An 18,744-nucleotide genomic window follows, 5' to 3' on the forward strand; every position below is an offset into this window, starting at 1 on the left:
TAACCGTCGGGGCGAGCGGATCAGCGCAGGTTCAAATAGCTTGGGATATGGCTGATATCCGGCAAAACAACATCCGCATAAGCTTGCAAGGTCCGCTGATCTGCCAAACCACTCAGCACGCCGATACAATGCATACCTGCCGCTTTTCCTGCGATTAAATCATGCGTACTATCACCAACCATCGCAACATGGCTGGGTAAAATGCCAACCGATGCGCAAAACGCAAGCAATGGCTCTGCTGATGGCTTGGCGCCAAACCCACTGTCATAACCCGCGATAAAATCCAGTTTTTGAGCAACGCCAACGGCATCAAGATGGGCGCGAGCACCGGCTTCTGCATCATTGGTCATCACTCCTAGTTTTAGCCCGTTCAGCTGTAAAAGATCGAAAAACGCAACCAAAGGCGTAATTTCCACAACCGGGGCCTTTAAGCTTTCTTGCGTTAAAAAATCTTCCAGCTCTTGTTCGCTGATCCCCTCAAGCTCTCCAATTAAAGCCTCAACCAAATCTTGGTTGGTGCCAGCTATTGCAACGCTATGCGCGAAAAATGCCTGTTCTGAGAGATCAAAATCAATCGCCTCCGCCAGCTTTTTTTGTTTTCTTAAATCACCCTGACCAAGCTTCGCTAAAACATTCAGAAACCAGCCGCTCCACGTTGCTTGAAAATCAAATAAAGTGCCATCTTTATCAAATAGTAAACCATCAAATCGCATCAAATCTCTTCCATATATTTTTGCGTTTCAAGGCCACAGACAAAAAACGATCCCGCTCACGTCCAATGCACAATCGCGCCTCCGGGCAAGGCCTGCCGGGCCAGAGCAATCATATTTGGATCGCAGTGACACGCTTCAGCACAATCCAACACCCAATGATCTTCCAGCAATATAAAGTCAAGAACCGCCAGCAAAAACTCGGAAGACTGTGCTTGCGCTTTCAAATCAGCAAGCGAGCTGCCACTGGCATTGAGGAAAAGCGATAAAACATCCTCATCCTGCGCCATCCAAGCCAAAGCCTCTAACGCAAAAATTTCTGCCGAATGCGGTGTCATGACAAGATCCGTGTTTGGGGGAAATGATTTATTAACACAAATCTATAAAATTATACTCAAATTATAACAAGCTTTAGAAATTGCCATTGCCATGTCAGGACATCTTCTGCTTTACAGCCCAAAAACCAAGGCTCAACTGCCGGTTGGGCAGATTTTGCGCGATGCCTTGTATCATGTCACCACAGCATCATCTCAAACCGAATTTGAAAGCTATGCGCCCCATCGAATTTGGGATTGCCTTATCATTTTAGGGGAATCTCCCCGTTTATTGCATCAACTCAGCACAATAATACCAAATCAAAAAATGCCAATAATTGTTGTTTTAGAGGCTCAAAACGGCAGCTGCAGGATGCAATTTTTACGCGCAGGTGCAGATGAAATTTTGCAACGTCCGATCACGGGAAAGGCGCTCTTATCAAGGTTGCGCAGCTTGCTCCGTCGCCGGCGCGCGCGCCAAGAATTTGCGCTGCGCGCAGACACAAATCGTGCGTTGGGGTTTCACGAAGCCAAAGCCGTCTTTCAATCAAAACCAAAATGCGCAGTGATCCAAATTCACCATGATCAAACCCATCCCATGCTCGATAGGTTTCACGCTTTAAAGGAGTATTCGCTTGAAATTACCACGCCTGCCGCTTTGTTTCTTAAGGATCAAAAAAGACCCTCTAACCTGTGCTATATCTTGCTCGACATCTCGCAAAACCAGTTGATTGCGCATAATTTGCTGCTCAGCATGCGCACGCATGATCTTACGCGCCATGCGGCAATTATTCTTGCCAGCGCGGGCGTCGAAACGGCAACAACGCTTGCCGCTCTGGATCTGGGTGCAGATGATGTGCTTTTCTCAACGTTTTCAAGCGCAGAAATTGCCCATCGCATCGCCACCCAATTAGAACATAAACGGGTCAACGATCAGTTGCGCGCGATGGTCCAAGAAGGGTTTAAAGCCGCGGTCACCGATCCCTTAACGGGGCTTTATAATCGGCGCTACGCGATGACCCATTTATGTCACCAGTTTCAGCGCGCCACGCAAGGACAAACCGCTCTTGCTTTATTCGTGCTTGACCTAGATTTTTTCAAACGTGTCAATGATACCTATGGCCATGCGGCGGGCGATCAAGTTTTGCGCCGCGTTGCAAAGCTGCTGCAACATGTCACGCGCGCCTCTGACATGGTTGCGCGCATTGGCGGAGAAGAATTTCTAGTTGTGTTGCCCGACGCCTCGGCGCAAATAGCGGGGAATATCGCAGAGCGGGTTTGTACGATGATCCGCCACCTCAAAATCGGGCCTGATTTAATTGAAATAACCGCCAGTATTGGCGTGAGTTTAAGGTATAATGCGGCCCAAACCCATGCGCACCTGACCGCACAGGAATTGCTGAAACAGGCAGATCGGGCACTTTACCGCGCTAAGGCTCTAGGGCGAAACCGCGTATCATACTTTTCTGAACAAGCTGCTTAGAAATCTCAGAAGATCGCATTTTTTCGCTTCCATGGCAGATATCCCTTGAAGGCCAAAGGCTTTGACGATTAGATCGCGCCGCGCAAAGGCGCTTGAAGCTCCTAATCAAGAAGAGGCGGCATTATGGGATACGCAGACGTTTACAACAGCTGGAAATCAGACCCCGAAACCTTCTGGATGGAGGCCGCGCAGGCGATTGACTGGGACCGCCCTCCCAGCTTCGCGCTGGATGCAAGCCGGGCCCCTCTTTATGAATGGTACACAGATAGCCTGGTAAACACCTGTTACAACGCGGTTGACCGACATGTTGAAAACGGCCGCGCCGCGCAAACCGCTTTGATTTATGACAGCCCAATTACGGGGGCAAAGGATTTTACCACCTTTCAGCAATTGCGCGATAAAACGGCGCTTTTGGCGGGCGCATTATTGGCCAAAGGCGTTACAAAAGGCGATCGGGTCATCATCTATATGCCGATGGTTCCAGAAGCCGTTATTGCGATGCTGGCCTGCGCGCGGATCGGCGCGATCCATTCGGTTGTGTTTGGAGGCTTTGCCGCGAATGAATTGGCCGTGCGGATCGATGATGCGCAGCCCAAAGCCATTTTGGCCGCCTCTTGCGGCATAGAGCCCGGGCGCATCATCGCGTATAAACCACTTATCGACGAAGCGGTCGAAATTGCGCAGCACAAGCCCGAAACGGTTTTAATCTTACAGCGTGAACAGTTAAAAGCCGAGCTGCTAGAGGGGCGCGACCATGATTGGTTCGAAAGCCAGCGCGGCGTAGAGCCGGCCGATTGCATTCCCGTTGAGGGCAATCACCCGGCCTATATCCTTTACACATCAGGCACGACAGGTGCCCCAAAAGGGGTGGTTCGGCCAACCGCGGGGCATTTGGTGGCTCTGAACTGGTCGATGAAGAATATTTACAATGTGGACCCGGGCGATGTATTCTGGGCCGCGTCGGATGTTGGCTGGGTGGTCGGGCATAGCTATATTTGTTACGCGCCCCTGATCCATGGCAACACCACACTCATCTTTGAAGGCAAACCGATCGGCACCCCCGATGCCGGAACCTTTTGGCGGGTTATTTCAGAACATAACGTGCGCAGCTTTTTCACCGCGCCAACCGCGTTTCGGGCCATTAAGCGTGAAGACCCGAAAGGAGAGTTTAAAGCCGCCTATGATCTGAGTTGTTTGCAAGCGCTCTATTTGGCCGGTGAACGGGCTGATCCAGATACGATAAATTGGGCGCATGATCTGCTCGGCGTTCCGGTGATCGATCACTGGTGGCAAACGGAAACAGGCTGGACCATCGCCGGTAATCCAATGGGCGTAGAGCCGCTTGAGATAAAGCTGGGCAGCCCGGCTGTGGCAATGCCGGGGTATGATGTGCAAATACTGGATGAAACAGGCCAGCAAATGCCGGTCAATACGTTGGGCGCGATCGCGATTAAATTGCCCCTGCCGCCTGGAACATTACCCACGCTGTGGAACGCGCCCGAGCGGTTCGAAAAATCATACCTCGCTGCTTTCCCGGGATATTACGAAACCGGTGATGCCGGCATGGTTGATGAAGACGGTTATTTATACATTATGGCGCGCACAGATGATGTGATTAACGTGGCGGGCCATCGCCTTTCAACCGGCGCCATGGAAGAGGTTCTGGCAAATCATCCCGATGTCGCTGAATGCGCGGTTATTGGGGCCAGCGACGCGCTCAAAGGCCAATTGCCGATTGGATTTGTCTGCCTGACCAAGGGCGTCAACCGCCCGCATAGCGAGATCACCCGTGAATGCGTTCAAATGATCCGCGATAAAATCGGTCCGGTCGCTGCGTTCAAAACAGCCGCTGTCGTTGACCGGCTTCCCAAAACCCGATCTGGCAAAATTTTACGCGCAACCATGGTCAAAATCGCCGATAATGAAGCGTTCAAATTGCCCGCAACGATTGATGATCCGGTGATTTTGGATGAAATCAAAGCGGCGCTGCAAGCTTTGGGGTATGCTCAATAAAGATGCGGCGTCATCATGGCAGCGGCGTTCTTCCCTAAAGGGGCTGCGTTTTAACTTGTTTATTCGGCTTGCACGTGTAGCCTGCATTTGTTTTGCGCGTATACGAAAAGGCTGAGGCATATGAGCATGTCGGATATTTGGAAGCTGTCAGCCCAAGAAACCGCATCCTTTATTCGAAAGCGAGACCTATCTGCGCATGACAGCGTGGGCGCAGCCTTGGCGCGCCTAGACGCAGTAAATCCGAACTTAAACGCGGTGGTAGAGCCTTTGGCGGAAACCGCCCTAAAACAAGCAAAAGCGCTGGATCAACTGCAAGCGGACGGCGGATCTTTGGGGCCGCTCCACGGGGTGCCGGTGACCATAAAGATCAATATTGATCAGGAAGGCTGCGCCACAAGCAATGGCGTTGTGGCGTTTAAAGATATTATAGCGCAGGCAGATGCCCCCGTGGTTGAAAACCTTAGGAAAGCGGGCGCGGTGATTATTGGGCGCACCAACACCCCCGAATTTTCATTTCGCGCCGATACGCAAAACCCCCTTTTTGGGCGCACGCATAATCCATGGGGCAAGCATTTATCAGCAGGAGGCTCGTCCGGCGGCGCAGGGGCTGCGGTGATGGCTGGGATTGGCGCGCTTGCGCATGGCAATGATATTGGAGGTTCACTGCGCTTTCCAGCCGCTGCCAATGGCGCCGTGACCTTAAAGCCAGGATTGGGGCGGGTGCCCGCTTGGAATGCCAGCCAAAAAGAAGAACGTGGCATTCTGGCGCAAGCCATGTCGGTCCAAGGTCTGCTCGCGCGGCGCGCCGGCGATCTTGATTTGGCAATGCCAAGCTTGATGCAGTCCCATGGTGGAGATCCTTTTCATGTGCCCCTGCCCTATCGCTTGGCCAAGCATAATGGACCTGTGCGCGTAGCCTTTTGCACCGACACACCGGGTTTTGAAACCCACCCAGAAATCCGCAAAGGCCTTGATAATGCTGCGGCGGCGTTAAGAGATGCCGGTTATATCGTGGAACAGACGGATCCGCCGCTGCTGGAGGAAACTGCGCTGATGGGCTATCGCAGCTTATTGGGCGAAGTCTCAACCTTGCTTGGTGCTGATATAAAGGCTTATGGATCGCCCCAAGTTCAACAAATATTTAAGGATTACTTTGACTATTTTCCCCCCTTTGAGGGCGATGCGCTTCTAAAAACCTTGGGGCAGCGCACGCATTATGCGCGCCAATGGGGCCTATTCATGGAAAAATATCCGCTGATACTAGCGCCGTTTTTACCACAGCCGTTTTTTGCGCCAAATCGCGATTGTGAGGGGCTTGCCGGTGTTTCCGACGTATTGGGCGCCGCGCTTTGGTCATATTCTATCAATTTCATCGGCCATCCATCCGGCTGCCTGCCCGCGGGTTTGGCAGAAATAAAAGGACAGCCCTATCCGATCAATGTTCAACTGATTGCGCAGCGCTGGCGCGAAGACCTTTGCGTGGCGGCTTTGCAGGATATCGAAGCGCGTTTGGGCCATCTCTGCGATGATTTATGGCAGCGGATGGGCGCGTCTTAAACGAATTGTTCTTGCAGCAAACGCTCATCCAGCCCGTGGCCAGGATCAAATAGCAACCGATGCTGCACATGCTCTTCAGAGGTGATATCGACGATCGCCACGTTGGAAATTGACGTGCTGTCAGCATCGGCCATAACGGGGCGTTTTTCTGGATCCAATACTTCAAATCGAACATGGGCTTTCTTGGGGAGCAACGCCCCGCGCCAGCGCCGCGGCCGAAACGCGTTCAGCGCCGTCATCGCCAAAACATCCGCGCCGATCGGCAAGATTGGACCATGCGCAGAATAATTATACGCGGTTGATCCGGCCGGCGTTGCCAAAAGCGCCCCATCACAGACCAATTCATCAATTCTAATCCGGCCATCCACCGAGATGCGCAATTTTGCCGCCTGAGGCCCAGCGCGCAGCAATGAAACCTCATTAATAGCCAGAGCGATATGCTCTGCCCCCGCGCTATCTGTGGCTTGCATGCGCAACGGATTGATCGCGGTTTCTTCTGCCGCTGTGATACGCGCCAGCAAATCGTCTTCTTGATAGGGGTTCATCAAAAACCCAACCGTGCCCCTGTTCATACCATAGACCGGCAAGCCAAACTTCTGCGATGCGTGAAGCGTTTGAAGCATAAACCCATCGCCGCCAAGCGCAACGATCACATCTGCTGCTTGCGGGGCGCAGTTGCCATAGCGTTCTACAAGCCTTTCAAATCCGGTTTGAGCCGCAATTGAAGAGCTGGATGTAAAGGCAATTCGGTGATCCATTGACAGAATATCCCAAGCAAGCACGCAGCCTCATAACAAGCATACTGCGACAAAAAAGACCAGACATGGCGCGCAGAGTAAAAATAAGGTCGAATTGCGCACTTTCCGTTCTATATAAACTAATCTAAGGAGCCTTAGACCGTTTAATTCAAATCTGGAGTGCGAAATCATGAATGCGCCACAGCAACACCAAAACTTTTTTCAAGAAACGCTGGCTAGCCGCGACCCTGAGGTGTTTTCCTCAATTCGCTCAGAATTGGGCCGGCAACGCGATGAAATTGAACTGATCGCGTCAGAAAACATCGTCTCCGCTGCCGTCATGGAAGCGCAAGGCAGCATCATGACGAATAAATATGCAGAAGGCTATGCAGGCCGCAGGTATTATGGCGGGTGCCAATTCGTCGATATCGCAGAAAACCTTGCCATCGAGCGCGCGTGTGAATTATTCGCGTGCGATTTTGCCAATGTTCAGCCCAATTCGGGCAGCCAAGCCAATCAAGGGGTTTTTCAGGCCCTTTTGAAACCCGGAGATACCATCCTTGGCATGTCGCTAGACGCGGGTGGGCATTTGACCCATGGCGCGCGCCCAAATCAATCTGGAAAATGGTTCAACGCAGTGCAATATGGCGTGCGCGAGGATGATAACCGCATTGATTATGATCAAGTGGAAGCACTTGCCAAAGAACATAAACCACAATTGCTGATCGCCGGTGGATCCGCGGTGCCGCGCCAAATAGATTTTGCACGGATGCGGGAAATTGCGGATATGGTCGGGGCTTATCTCCACGTGGATATGGCCCATTTTGCCGGTTTGGTGGCTGCGGGCGAGCATCCTTCGCCCTTCCCGCACGCGCATGTGGCCACAACAACAACCCATAAAACGCTGCGCGGGCCACGCGGCGGGATGATTTTAACCAATGATGAAGCGCTGGCCAAAAAATTTAACAGCGCGATCTTCCCCGGGATCCAGGGCGGGCCCTTGATGCACGTAATCGCAGCCAAAGCCGTGGCCTTTGGCGAAGCCCTGCGCCCCGAATTCAAAACCTATATCCAGCAGGTGATTAAAAACGCACAAGCGATGTCGGATCAGCTGATCAAAGGGGGGCTTGATACCGTAACTCATGGCACGGATACGCATGTTCTATTGGTGGATTTGCGGCCCAAAGGCGTGAAGGGAAATGCAACGGAAAAAGCTTTGGAGCGGGCGCATATCACCTGCAACAAAAATGGCGTGCCGTTTGATCCGGAAAAGCCAGCCATCACCTCAGGTATCCGTCTGGGATCGCCCGCGGCAACAACCCGCGGCTTTAAAGAGGCTGAATTCCGGCAAATCGCCGATTGGATCGTTGAAGTTGTTGACGGGCTTGCCGCCCATGGTGAAGAGGGCAATAGCGCAGTTGAAAACAAGGTCAAAGCGGAAGTGAAAGCGCTCTGCGCAGGGTTTCCCGTCTATCAGAACCTGTAGGCACAGCCGCATAAAAAAGGCTAAGAATTTTTCGGGCGGGCGTTGGAAAACGTCCGCCCGAAGCTGTTTACAAGGATCTATTTGAAGTCAGTGCGGCCTTCAGCGTTGCAGCTATAATCTGGAGCTGCCACCATAAAGGCGGCCAATTCATTCGCCTGATCGGGGCCAAATCATAGGCGTTTTGCGGCCCTCGGAACATTTACTATTATTTGACCACCTATCTTCATGCCTAAAAAATGTATGATAGTAGCCAATACAATTATTGGCATAATAATCAAATTTATCCCCTAAACGAGAATAAGAAATTTAATTAAAATTATTCCCGACTGCAGATACCACTTTAGAAAGTTCATCAACATATTTCTTGGCCGTGTTACACTGATATGTTAACGGGCCGAGCCTGCCCCTACCCTTAGATTTGCTCAAGCGACGACGTCGAACTTGGCGCGGCCAAGTCCGGTCATTTTGTTGAGGATGTGGGTGCAGATCTTGGCTTCTGTCTTTTGGTTTGGAAAACTGCACGCTTTCAGTTTAGGGCCGATGACCATCTTCCAGCGGCCCTTTTGCGTTTCTGCGCGGCTGCGCTGATTATATCCGCGGCTTACCTGCGAGGCCATCCTCCCGCCAGTGCATATTGCGCAAAATGCGCTGGTGGCGAAGGGTTGGATTACTCGCAGCTTCGGCGCTGAGAACTACGGCTTTTGGCGGCGGAATAGTGATCTCGACATCAACCCCAAAAAGCTTGACGAGCAGCTCGCTGGTGGGGTCGCCGTCATAGGCCTCATCAACAATAAAGTGGCTCACATCCCCGTCAATCTGATCCAGAAGCTCTGGTAAAGCAGTCGGATCAGCCACACCATCACTGGTCAAATCTGAACACACGATCTCGCCCGTGACAAGATAGAGCCCAAGATGCGACTTGCGCCATGATTTGCGTTTGGCTTTTGTTTTATACTTGCTTTGCAGCCACTCGCCTTAACCAAATATCTTCAGGCCAGCACTGTCTATCACAAGTTGGATCGGGCCAGCCTTGTCGGAAGGTGATTTCAGTGGCAAATCCAGTCCAAAAACTCGGCGCGAAAAGGTCGGGAAATCAGGCGCACGAATATCCACCCCATGAGCCTGAAGAGGCTGCGTACAAAGCTTTCAGTTTGGCGCAGCGGTGGCTTGTAAACCATGCCAAATGTCAAACAAACCGCGATTGCCAGATCAGAATAAGTCGGCTGACCACCCCTTATCTTGCGGCGCTCTGCGCGCCACAAAGCCTCCACCTGCGAACCTCAGCCAGACCGTCATATCCCCGCGCTGACGCAGGCTTTCATTATAGACAGCCCAGTTGCTGATCCTATACCGCTTCTTCTCGAACTTGTGACGACGGGCGTCGTTGAATTTATACGGCATCCACGATATCCGATAAATTAGGAAAGCCGCATCCTAACAGTAAGGCGGGGATCCGTGCAGCAAGGCCTTTCTGGGGCGTTATCAAATTCATGATTGCTCAGGCTCATGCCATCATATCTCTGCTTATTCATCAGCTCGGCCGCCAATTTACCCTTGAAATTGGTACAAAACAAACTCCCTAGCAACTGATCATCCCCGTCAACCAAAATGCTGTTTTGCGCCCGCGCGCGCCTCGGCAATGGCGTTCACCAAACGCGCCGAGCCTCCAAAACATTTTCCCTCGCGGTTATCTTCAGCGCTGCAACCGCCCTGATATTCACTAATCGGCTCAAAACACACGTGAAAATCATTGGTGTGCAACACGGTCAGGCTGAAATCTGCCTGCGCGGGCCCGCGCCATAAACTGCATAGGCCCAATAGTATAATAAATCTATGGAACATCGGAATTATCTCTCCTATGAAAGGCGCAGAGATCACGGATAGGCCATCAATTTCAATTGAAAATGCATCGCTGCTGGCGTGAGGCTCGCATGAATGGGCCTCAAAAACAGATAGAACGGAATAAGATTTGAAATGATCATTTATAAGCTTTTAAGGATCACAGAATGGCAACAGCTCGAGGTTGAAAAAGAAACCCTTGGCGCCCCGATCGATCTGCTGGATGGCTATATTCACTTCTCAACAAAAGATCAGGTGAAAGAGACTGCATCAAAGCATTTTGCCGGCGTAACCCCATTACAGCTTTTGGCCTGCGACAGCGCGGCAATGAGCAGCGATTTAAAATGGGAACCCTCGCGCGGGGGGGCGCTTTTCCCGCATCTTTATCGGGCTCTTTCCTTGAAAGATGTGCTCTGGCACCAAGAAATCGATTTCAAAGATGGGTTGCATAGATTTCCGGAGCCGTTGGAATGAAAAAGTTAGAACAGCTGGGCTTGAAGGTTTTACAAAGCCTAGATCCAGAACGGGCGCATAATCTGGCAATCAAAGCCCTGCAAATGGGGCTTGTTCCAAAACCGCGCTCGCGCAGTTTTCCGCGCCTGAACGCGCAGCTGGCCGGGCTGGCGTTGCCAAATCCGATAGGCTTGGCCGCCGGGTTTGATAAAAACGCGCAGGCGCTGAATGGTTTGGCGGCCTGCGGCTTTGGGTTTATCGAAGTCGGCGCGGCCACCCCGGTGGCGCAACCGGGCAACCCCAAGCCCCGATTGTTTCGCCTGCCCAGCGATCGCGCGGTGATTAACCGCTTCGGATTTAACAATGATGGCATGGCGCAAATCGCGCTGCGACTGCAAAAACGCCCGAAACACCCTGCCATTGGGCTTAATCTTGGCGCGAATAAAGACAGCCATGACCGCGCGGCCGATTTTGGCAGGGTCTTGCGCCATTGCGCAGCCCATCTTGATTTTGCAACCATCAATGTCAGCAGCCCAAACACCGAAAAACTGCGTGATTTACAAGGCAAAGCGGCGCTATCAGCCTTGATCGCAGGCGTAATGCAGATTCGCGATGATTTAAAAAAACCCATTCCAATCTTTTTGAAAATAGCCCCAGATCTAGACCCTGCCAGCCTTGAAGATATCGCAGAGGTGGTGCTTTTGCACGGGATAGACGCGGTGATTGCCACCAACACAACGTTAGACCGCAACAGGTTAAACGACCCCCATAAAGATCAAAAAGGGGGACTGTCTGGCGCGCCGCTATTTGAAAAATCCACGCGTATTCTTGCACAACTTTCCAATTTACTCGGTGAAAAAATACCGCTGATCGGCGTTGGTGGGGTAAGCAATGCGCTACACGCCTATGAAAAAATTCTGGCTGGTGCCAGCGCGGTTCAATTATATACGGCGCTGGCCTATCAAGGGCTTAGCTTGGTGCCAAATTTGAACGAAGGTTTGGATGCGTTGCTAAAAAAGAATGGCTTTTCCTCGATCGATCAAGCGGTGGGCACCGGACGTGGGCGCTGGTTGTAAACCGGCTAGGTAAACCGCGCCTCCAACGCAGGATAGCGCCATGCCAAGCTACAAGCGCGGATCAAAAAGGAAATCAGCAAGGCCCCCCAAAGCCCAGAAAGACCAAAAGTTGGGACCAAAAGCACCACCGCAAGCGCATAAACAGATAAACTGACCGCCATCATATTTCGCATATCACGGCTGGCTGTCGCCCCAACGAATATCCCATCCAGCATAAAGGCCGGCATTCCCAAAAACGGGGCCAAATACAAAAATGGCAGATAATGCAGCGCGGTAGTTTGCACATCGCTGGATTTTGTCATCACGGCGATTGCCCAAGGCCCAAACAAAATAACAAGACCGCATAATAATGCAGCCAACCCGAAAGCCCAATAGCTGGTGATCAAAGCGCTTCGCCGAAACGCGCTGCGATTGCGCGCCCCAAAGGCCTGCCCCACCAAGGTTTCAGCAGCAAAGGCAAACCCATCCAACGCAAAGAAACTTATCAATAATAACTGTTTCAAAACTTGTGTCGCCGCCAGCGCCACATCATCAAAGCGCGCGGCAACCATCAGAAACGATACAAAAATACCCTGCAACATCAGCGTGCGCAGTAAAATATCTCGGTTGACAGAAAACATCTTCCAAAGCAGAGCTTTATCAAAAATGCGGGCCCACTCTCTCCAATATGGGGTGGCCCAAAGCGCCCGACACATCCAAAGCGCCAATATAAACCCGCTGAGTTCGGCAAGAAAGCTCGCCCATGCAACACCAATAACGGCCCAGTTCAAACCGAGTACGAACCAAAGGTCCAATACGATATTCACGCCATTCATCCAGATTTGCAACGCTAACACATGCCGGGTTCGCTCCTGCGCGATCAACCATCCCGTAATACCAAAAATCGCAATCGCCGCGGGCGCGCTGAGAATTCGGATCTGCATATAGGCAGAGGCATCACTTTCCACAGCATGCGAGGCCGGCGATACCAAAAGCGCGCCATAAAATAGCGGCCCCTGCAATAAGATAAGCGCCAAACCGGCCAAGAATCCGATCATGACAACGCGGCTTAAAATCGCGCCCAGCTCATCAAGCTGTTCAGCGCCCAGCGCCTGCGCTGCAAGCCCCGTTGTGCCCATGCGCAAAAATCCAAAAACCCAAAAAATCGTGGTAATGATCAAACTGCCCATACCCACGGCAGCAAGCGGTATCGGCGATGCAATTTGCCCAACAACCGCCGTGTCAACCACGCCAAGCAAGGGAACCGTTATATTCGCCAGTAAAATCGGAAAGGCAATTTTTAGAACACGGGCATGCGAAATAATCATTATTTTGGGGCGCCTGAAGGATCCTGCAAAGGCAATTCCGGCATCAGGAAATGCCCCGTTGCCTGCGCAAAAATGCGCGATCGGTTATCTTGCCAAGCCTCGACAAAAACCGAGGCATAGCGCCGCCCCGACCGATTGACCCGCGCGCGCGCATAGGCATCGCGCGGCAAGCCAGAGCGCAAGTAATCAACCGAAAAATCAATTGTTTTGGGCAGGGCGATGGCGGCTGTTTCTAGGTTTGCGACATCGCGATCAGGGGCCGTTTCTATATCCTGCCACACCGCCGCCCAGCTTAATTCAATAATTGCTGCAATTTCCAAAAACGCCGCCGTTGCACCACCGTGAAGCGCGGGCAAGGCGGGATTGCCGATCATCATCTCTTGAAACGGCATCACAGCCGTAAGCTCATCCCCGCGGCGATCAAAATGAACCCCCATGAACTGAATATAGGGCACCGAGGCGACCAATGAGGCCAAAGCCTCATCACGGCGCTTTTTGATCACTTGAACAGGCTCTGGTTTCGGGCTCATCACTTTCATGCTCCGTTCACGAAGGCCCCAGAGGCCATGGCAACCGGCTTTTCCGCATTTTCATCAAGCGCCACAGCGCGCACAAACGCCACGCTGCGGGTCACGTTGTAACAGGTGGCAATCGCTCTGATCGTTTGATGTGGCATTGCAGGGCGCATGTAATCAACCCGCAAATCGATGGTCGCTGTAAGACCGCGTTGATCAGGATGGCTTAACACCGCCGCCCCGCAACAGCTGTCGAGCAAGGCAAAAACGGCCCCACCATGGATCACCCGAGTCTGTGGATCACCAATGAAATTTTCATTATAATCCATGCGCATCTCGGCCTCACCTTCGCCGATGCTTTCAAACCTCATCCCCAAAGCTTTTGCATGCGGGATTGCCTCCATGAAACGTTGGGCCTGTGCCATTTTATTCACCACCAAAGCTTACTCCACTTAGGTTTTTTATCTTCTCGCTTTAAATATGACTTAGAACGTGAAAAAATCGCAAGGGCAATGGTTGTTCTGCGCAAAGGGACGCTCTATCTGATGGACAACAGGAGGGTAAAGATGACCGAGCCGAGGTTATCCTTTAAAGAGATGTGCGCCAAGTTTGAGGTGACACCAAGAACCCTGCGCTATTATGAGTATATCGAGCTTCTGCAGCCAGAACGCGAGGGACGATCTCGGTTTTATGGGGCGCGGGAATTGGCGCGGATGACCCTTATCATGCGCGCCCGTAAGTTTGGCTTCCAACTTGAGGAAGCCCGCCAATGGCTGGAAATTTATGAACAAGCGGGCACGCAAACCCAGTTAAAAGTGTTTGTCGATATGGCAGATCGCAAATTGCTTGAGCTACAAGACCAAGAACAACAGCTTAAGCAAACCATCAAAGACTTGAAAGGATTGCGCCAGCAAACCCTGAAAGAGATGAACAAGTTTTCCAAATAAATGACGTGACGTCTACATTACGTTTACGTCAACTTTCTGCTACGCTGTCTTTACCCAACAAGATTTCCATTACGGACAGGCCGCATCTATGGACGAAACCCACATGACAATTGGCAAAATGTGTGAAACATTTGGGGTTAGCGCAAGAACGCTTCGCTTCTATGAAACGAAAAAGCTGCTTTTTCCAATTCGCCAGGGCCAAAAACGCCTGTTCACCAGAAGAGACCGCGCAAGGCTGAAACTGATTTTAAAAGGCAAGCGCTTTGGCTTCTCGTTGGAAGAAATCCGCCAATTGCTTGATCTGTATAAATCGGATCAAGATCCGCAGATCCAAATCAAACAAGCCCATGAGCGCGCAGAGCGCCAACTCAAGGCACTCGAAGCTAAAAAACAAGAATTAGACGAAATCATTGAAGATCTTCGCAGCCAGCTCGCTTGGGGCAAGAATCTTTTATCCACACGCCCCCCCTTTAAAGCCAACCATCCGCCATTTTGATCAGTAAAAGGTGTTTTCATGCCAGTTTATAACGCGCCCATCCAAGACATAAGCTTTTTGTTAAACGACGTTCTGAAATTGCAGCAGCAAGATATACCGGGTTATGACGCGCTGGAACCCGAGCTGTTGCAAGCGATTTTAGAAGAGGGTGGCAAACTGGCATCAGAGGTACTTGCGCCTCTCAATGCCTCTGGTGACCGCGAAGGCTGCCATTTAGAAAATGGCGTTGTTCGTACGCCAAAAGGCTTTAAAGATGCCTTCGATAAGGTGAAAGACGGCGGCTGGACGGGGCTAGATTGCGATCCAGAATTTGGCGGGCAAGGGCTGCCTTATATCGTGGCGACAGCAATCGCGGAGATCTTTGCCTCTGCAAATATGGCCTTTGGAATGTATCCCGGCCTCACACATGGTGCCTATTCAGCGATACATACTCATGGCAGCGCAGAACAAAAAGCAACGTATCTGCCCCGAATGGTCAGCTGCGAGTGGACGGGCACGATGAATCTGACCGAACCGCATTGTGGCACCGATCTGGGACTGATGCGCACCAAGGCAGAACCAAATCAAGATGGCAGCTTCGCCATCACGGGGCAAAAAATCTTTATCTCGGCTGGCGATCACGATCTGGCCGAAAATATTATTCATCTGGTTTTGGCCAAAATTCCGGGGGGACCCGCCGGGGTGAAGGGGATCTCTTTGTTTATAGTGCCAAAGTTTTTGGTTCAAAAAGAGGGTACATTAGGGCCGAGAAACAAGGTCTCTGTGGGCAAAATCGAAGAAAAAATGGGCATTCATGCCAATGCAACCTGCGTGATGAACTTTGATGGGGCCACGGGGTTTCTGCTAGGGCAAGCCCATAAGGGCATGCGCGCGATGTTCACGATGATGAATGAAGCGCGTTTAGGGGTTGGGGTGCAAGGCTACGCCCAAGCAGAGGCCGCCTATCAAAATGCCCTCGCCTATGCCAAAGACCGCGTGCAAGGTCGTGCGGTGACCGGACCTGAAAATCCAGATGATGCGGCAGATCCCCTGATCGTGCATCCAGATATTCGGCGCAACTTAATGCAACAAAAAAGCTTTGTGGAAGGGGCCCGCGCCTTTGCCTATTGGGGGGCAATGTTAATTGATCAAAGCAATCGTGCAGACGATGAACCCGCGCATGGTTTGGTTAGCTTATTAACCCCAGTTATAAAAGGCTTCCTAACCGATCGCGGCTTTGAATTTTGCGTACAAGCCCAGCAGGTTTTTGGCGGGCATGGATATATCGAAGAATGGGGTATGTCACAATTTATCCGCGATGCCAGAATTGCGATGATTTACGAGGGGGCAAATGGCGTTCAAGCGTTAGATCTGGTTGGCCGAAAACTCGGCCAAGATGGCGGCAAACATGCGCTGGCCTTTTTTGAGTTGATCAAAACCTTCTGCGCCGAAAGCGCCAGTGAAAGCCAAGAGTTTAAAGCAGATTTCATTGAGCCCTTGAAAACAGCCAGCAAACAGCTGCAAGAAGCTGCATTGTATTTTATGCAAAATGGGTTGAAATCGCCCAATACGGCTTTGGCCGGATCTTATGATTTCATGCATTTATTCGGGCATGTCTGCCTTGGCTATGCGTGGGCACGCATGGCCCAGCAAGCTTTTCGGAATTCAGCGCAAGGCACAGGTGACGCGGCGTTTAATGAGACAAAAATCAAAACAGGGCTCTATTATATGCAACGCGAGCTGCCCGCCACCGCGTTGCATCTGGCGCGTATCAAAAGCGGTGCTGATCCGGTGATGGCTTTAACCGCCGATCAGTTTTGATCGAACAAAGAAAGTGAAAAAATGGGAATAGTCCAATCAAACTGGATGTCTGATGAACATGTGATGCTGTCTGAAATGACAGAAAAATTCATTCAAGATGAATGGAGTCCGCATTTCGAGCGTTGGCGCAAACAAGGAGAAATGGACCGTAGCACTTGGCAACAAGCCGGTGAGCTGGGTCTGCTCTGCCCGTCGATCCCCGAAGCATATGGTGGGCCCGGGGGTGATTTTGGCCATGAAGCAACGATTTTGCTCGCGGGCAGCCGCGCCAATTTGGCCAGCTGGGGTCACGGCATTCATTCCGGAATCGTCGCGCATTATATTTTGGCCTATGGTACGGAGGAACAAAAAACCCGTTTGCTGCCCAAAATGCTTTCTGGTGAAATGGTCGGGGCGCTGGCAATGACGGAACCCGCTGCCGGTTCCGATTTGCAATCGATCAAAACCAAGGCCACGCGCGATGGCAATATGTACCGCCTCAGCGGCCAGAAAACCTTTATTACCAATGGCCAACACGCCAATCTCATTTTGGTGGCGGCCAAGACAAATCCAAATGAAAAAGCCAAAGGAATGTCTTTGGTGATTTTAGAAACGGATGGGGCGGATGGCTTCACCCGGGGCCGCAAACTGGAAAAAATTGGGATGAAATCCGCAGATACGTCAGAGCTGTTTTTTGACAATATACCCATCCCACCGGAAAATATTTTGGGCGGCGAGGAAGGCCAAGGCTTTTATCAGATGATGAAGCAACTGCCCCAAGAACGCCTAATTATAGGATGCGGCGCGGTGGGTGCGATGGAGGGCGCGGTTGCCCGCACGATCGATTATTGCAAAGAACGCCAAGCCTTTGGTGCATCGATTTTTACATTTCAAAACACAAAATTCAAACTGGCGGAATGCAAAACAAAAACCACCGTGGCGCGGGCTTTTTTAGACGCCTGCATCACCGAACATCTGCGCGGGGAATTAACCGTCGAAAAAGCTGCGATGTGCAAATATTGGCTCACCGACACTCAAGGCGAGGTCTTGGATGATTGTTTGCAATTGCATGGCGGCTATGGGTTCATGCAAGAATACGCAATCGCCGAAATGTGGACGGATGCGCGCGTACAACGAATTTACGGGGGCACCAATGAAATTATGAAAGAGTTGATTTCGCGCTCCCTTTAAATCAAGAAAGGCAGAATATGCGTGCCCCTCTAATCAAATAAAATTCGGCTGGGCTCGGTTTTTCTTCGGCGCCCAACGGCTCTCCCGCCTGCGGCGCTGCCACAGGTTAAAATTGAAACGTAAAATCGCGGTTAAAAAGCATGTTCTTTTTGCATAAATACTCAAAACTGCGGGCATAAATTGGAAAGGCAAATGTCATGGAATTATACTGCTTCGGCGAAAGCGGCCACAGCTACAAAGCTGCGCTCGCGTTGCAACTGGCAGAATGCGTTTGGTCGCCAGTTTTTGTCGATTTTTTCAAAGGTGAAACACGCAGTAATGCCTATCGCACGCATATCAATCCTCTAGGGGAAGCTCCGGTTTTGCGCGATGGCGAAATTATGCTCAGTCAATCTGGCGTGATTCAAAACTATCTGGCTGAAAAAACGGGCAAACACGGGGGCGCCAACGCGGCAGAAACCCGCGAGGTTTTACGTTGGATTCTTTGGGATAATCACAAATTATCGGCGCTGGCAGGCACAACACGTTTCATGATGAATTTCTTAGCTGAGGACAAGCGCCCGCAAGCCGTGATCGAGTATAATCTCGCACGGTTAAAATCCAGTTATAAAATTTTGGATCTGGCTTTAAGCGAGCGCCGCTTTCTGGTGGGCGAAACCATTACCCATGCCGATATGACCTGCTGTGGGTATTTATACTACCCCGAGCCCTTCGGCTTTCAACGCCAAGACTGGCCGAATATCGATCGTTGGCTGGATAATATTTCTGCCTGTGACGGATGGAAAGCCCCCTATGACCTTATGCCCGGCAACCCCGCTGAGCGCGCCTAAAGGAGAGCCTG

The 18,744-nt window shown here is 51.4% G+C and carries 17 protein-coding genes and 2 pseudogenes; 11 read left to right on the forward strand and 8 right to left on the reverse strand.

What is annotated here, in order from left to right; genetic code table 11:
- Nucleotides 1-20: 20 nt before the first annotated feature.
- Both GN241_13535 and GN241_13540 read right to left on the reverse strand, forming a co-directional pair.
- Nucleotides 21-716 carry an HAD-IA family hydrolase gene (locus GN241_13535; protein ID XAT58288.1) on the reverse strand — a complete coding sequence of 232 codons (696 nt, stop codon included), beginning with the start codon at nt 714-716 and terminating at the stop codon, nt 21-23.
- 53 nt (nt 717-769) lie between these two features.
- Nucleotides 770-1,048, reverse strand: coding sequence for a DUF3572 family protein (locus tag GN241_13540; GenBank protein ID XAT58289.1), 279 nt, complete (start codon nt 1,046-1,048; stop codon nt 770-772).
- A 91-nt stretch (nt 1,049-1,139) separates the two neighbouring features.
- Here GN241_13540 and GN241_13545 point away from each other — a divergent pair, with 91 nt between their 5' ends.
- The 3 genes from GN241_13545 to GN241_13555 all read left to right on the forward strand — a co-directional run bounded on the left by GN241_13545 (nt 1,140) and on the right by GN241_13555 (nt 6,077).
- A complete protein-coding gene (locus tag GN241_13545; protein XAT58290.1) occupies nt 1,140-2,507 on the forward strand; it encodes a diguanylate cyclase in 1,368 nt (455 codons plus the stop codon).
- A gap of 123 nt (nt 2,508-2,630) precedes the next feature.
- The gene (locus GN241_13550; protein ID XAT58291.1) at nt 2,631-4,520 is read left to right on the forward strand and encodes an AMP-binding protein; all 1,890 of its coding nucleotides are present in this window, start codon (nt 2,631-2,633) and stop codon (nt 4,518-4,520) included.
- Between the two features lie 120 nt (nt 4,521-4,640).
- Nucleotides 4,641-6,077, forward strand: a complete 1,437-nt coding sequence (locus GN241_13555) for an amidase (GenBank protein XAT58292.1) — start codon at nt 4,641-4,643, stop codon at nt 6,075-6,077.
- On the opposite strand, the gene GN241_13560 is transcribed toward GN241_13555, so the two are convergent.
- Nucleotides 6,074-6,835 carry an NAD kinase gene (locus GN241_13560; protein XAT58293.1) on the reverse strand — a complete coding sequence of 254 codons (762 nt, stop codon included), beginning with the start codon at nt 6,833-6,835 and terminating at the stop codon, nt 6,074-6,076. The genes GN241_13555 and GN241_13560 overlap by 4 nt on opposite strands.
- A gap of 169 nt (nt 6,836-7,004) precedes the next feature.
- Here GN241_13560 and GN241_13565 point away from each other — a divergent pair, with 169 nt between their 5' ends.
- Nucleotides 7,005-8,300, forward strand: a complete 1,296-nt coding sequence (locus GN241_13565; protein XAT58294.1) for a serine hydroxymethyltransferase — start codon at nt 7,005-7,007, stop codon at nt 8,298-8,300.
- Between the two features lie 422 nt (nt 8,301-8,722).
- Here GN241_13565 and GN241_13570 read toward each other — a convergent pair.
- Together GN241_13570 and GN241_13575 are read right to left on the reverse strand one after the other, a co-directional pair.
- Nucleotides 8,723-9,701: pseudogene (locus tag GN241_13570) on the reverse strand (IS5 family transposase).
- A gap of 68 nt (nt 9,702-9,769) precedes the next feature.
- A pseudogene (locus tag GN241_13575) lies at nt 9,770-10,142 on the reverse strand (multifunctional 2',3'-cyclic-nucleotide 2'-phosphodiesterase/5'-nucleotidase/3'-nucleotidase).
- 132 nt (nt 10,143-10,274) lie between these two features.
- On the opposite strand from GN241_13575, the gene GN241_13580 reads away from it, so the two are divergent.
- Nucleotides 10,275-10,613 carry a DUF952 domain-containing protein gene (locus GN241_13580; GenBank protein ID XAT58295.1) on the forward strand — a complete coding sequence of 113 codons (339 nt, stop codon included), beginning with the start codon at nt 10,275-10,277 and terminating at the stop codon, nt 10,611-10,613.
- Nucleotides 10,610-11,668 carry a quinone-dependent dihydroorotate dehydrogenase gene (locus GN241_13585; GenBank protein XAT58296.1) on the forward strand — a complete coding sequence of 353 codons (1,059 nt, stop codon included), beginning with the start codon at nt 10,610-10,612 and terminating at the stop codon, nt 11,666-11,668. The genes GN241_13580 and GN241_13585 overlap by 4 nt, the downstream gene beginning before the upstream one ends.
- A 5-nt stretch (nt 11,669-11,673) precedes the next feature.
- Here the strand turns inward: GN241_13585 and GN241_13590 are convergent, their stop codons facing one another.
- The 3 genes from GN241_13590 to GN241_13600 are packed head-to-tail and all read right to left on the reverse strand — an operon-like array spanning nt 11,674 to nt 13,915.
- On the reverse strand, nt 11,674-12,975 hold the full coding sequence (locus tag GN241_13590) for an MATE family efflux transporter (protein ID XAT58297.1): 1,302 nt from the start codon (nt 12,973-12,975) through the stop codon (nt 11,674-11,676).
- A complete protein-coding gene (locus GN241_13595; protein XAT58298.1) occupies nt 12,975-13,505 on the reverse strand; it encodes a PaaI family thioesterase in 531 nt (176 codons plus the stop codon). The genes GN241_13590 and GN241_13595 overlap by 1 nt, the downstream gene beginning before the upstream one ends.
- Before the next feature lie 5 nt (nt 13,506-13,510).
- Nucleotides 13,511-13,915, reverse strand: a complete 405-nt coding sequence (locus GN241_13600) for a hotdog fold thioesterase (GenBank protein XAT58299.1) — start codon at nt 13,913-13,915, stop codon at nt 13,511-13,513.
- A gap of 141 nt (nt 13,916-14,056) precedes the next feature.
- On the opposite strand from GN241_13600, the gene GN241_13605 reads away from it, so the two are divergent.
- From GN241_13605 to GN241_13625, 5 genes are all read left to right on the forward strand, one after another.
- Nucleotides 14,057-14,437, forward strand: a complete 381-nt coding sequence (locus GN241_13605) for a MerR family transcriptional regulator (GenBank protein ID XAT58300.1) — start codon at nt 14,057-14,059, stop codon at nt 14,435-14,437.
- Between the two features lie 88 nt (nt 14,438-14,525).
- Nucleotides 14,526-14,933, forward strand: a complete 408-nt coding sequence (locus GN241_13610) for a MerR family transcriptional regulator (protein XAT58301.1) — start codon at nt 14,526-14,528, stop codon at nt 14,931-14,933.
- A gap of 18 nt (nt 14,934-14,951) precedes the next feature.
- Nucleotides 14,952-16,733 (forward strand): acyl-CoA dehydrogenase, encoded by a 1,782-nt coding sequence (locus GN241_13615; protein ID XAT58302.1) that lies wholly within the window; start codon nt 14,952-14,954, stop codon nt 16,731-16,733.
- Nucleotides 16,734-16,754: 21 nt separating this feature from the next.
- Complete coding sequence (locus GN241_13620; protein XAT58303.1) at nt 16,755-17,903, forward strand: acyl-CoA dehydrogenase; 1,149 nt, start codon at nt 16,755-16,757, stop codon at nt 17,901-17,903.
- A 197-nt stretch (nt 17,904-18,100) separates the two neighbouring features.
- Nucleotides 18,101-18,733: a glutathione S-transferase gene (locus GN241_13625; protein XAT58304.1), complete on the forward strand. Its 633-nt coding sequence runs from the start codon at nt 18,101-18,103 to the stop codon at nt 18,731-18,733.
- The last annotated feature ends 11 nt before the right edge of the window (nt 18,734-18,744 follow it).

The sequence above is a fragment of the Rhodobacteraceae bacterium IMCC1335 genome (genome assembly GCA_039640495.1).
Taxonomy (GTDB): domain Bacteria; phylum Pseudomonadota; class Alphaproteobacteria; order Rhodobacterales; family Rhodobacteraceae; genus Thalassovivens.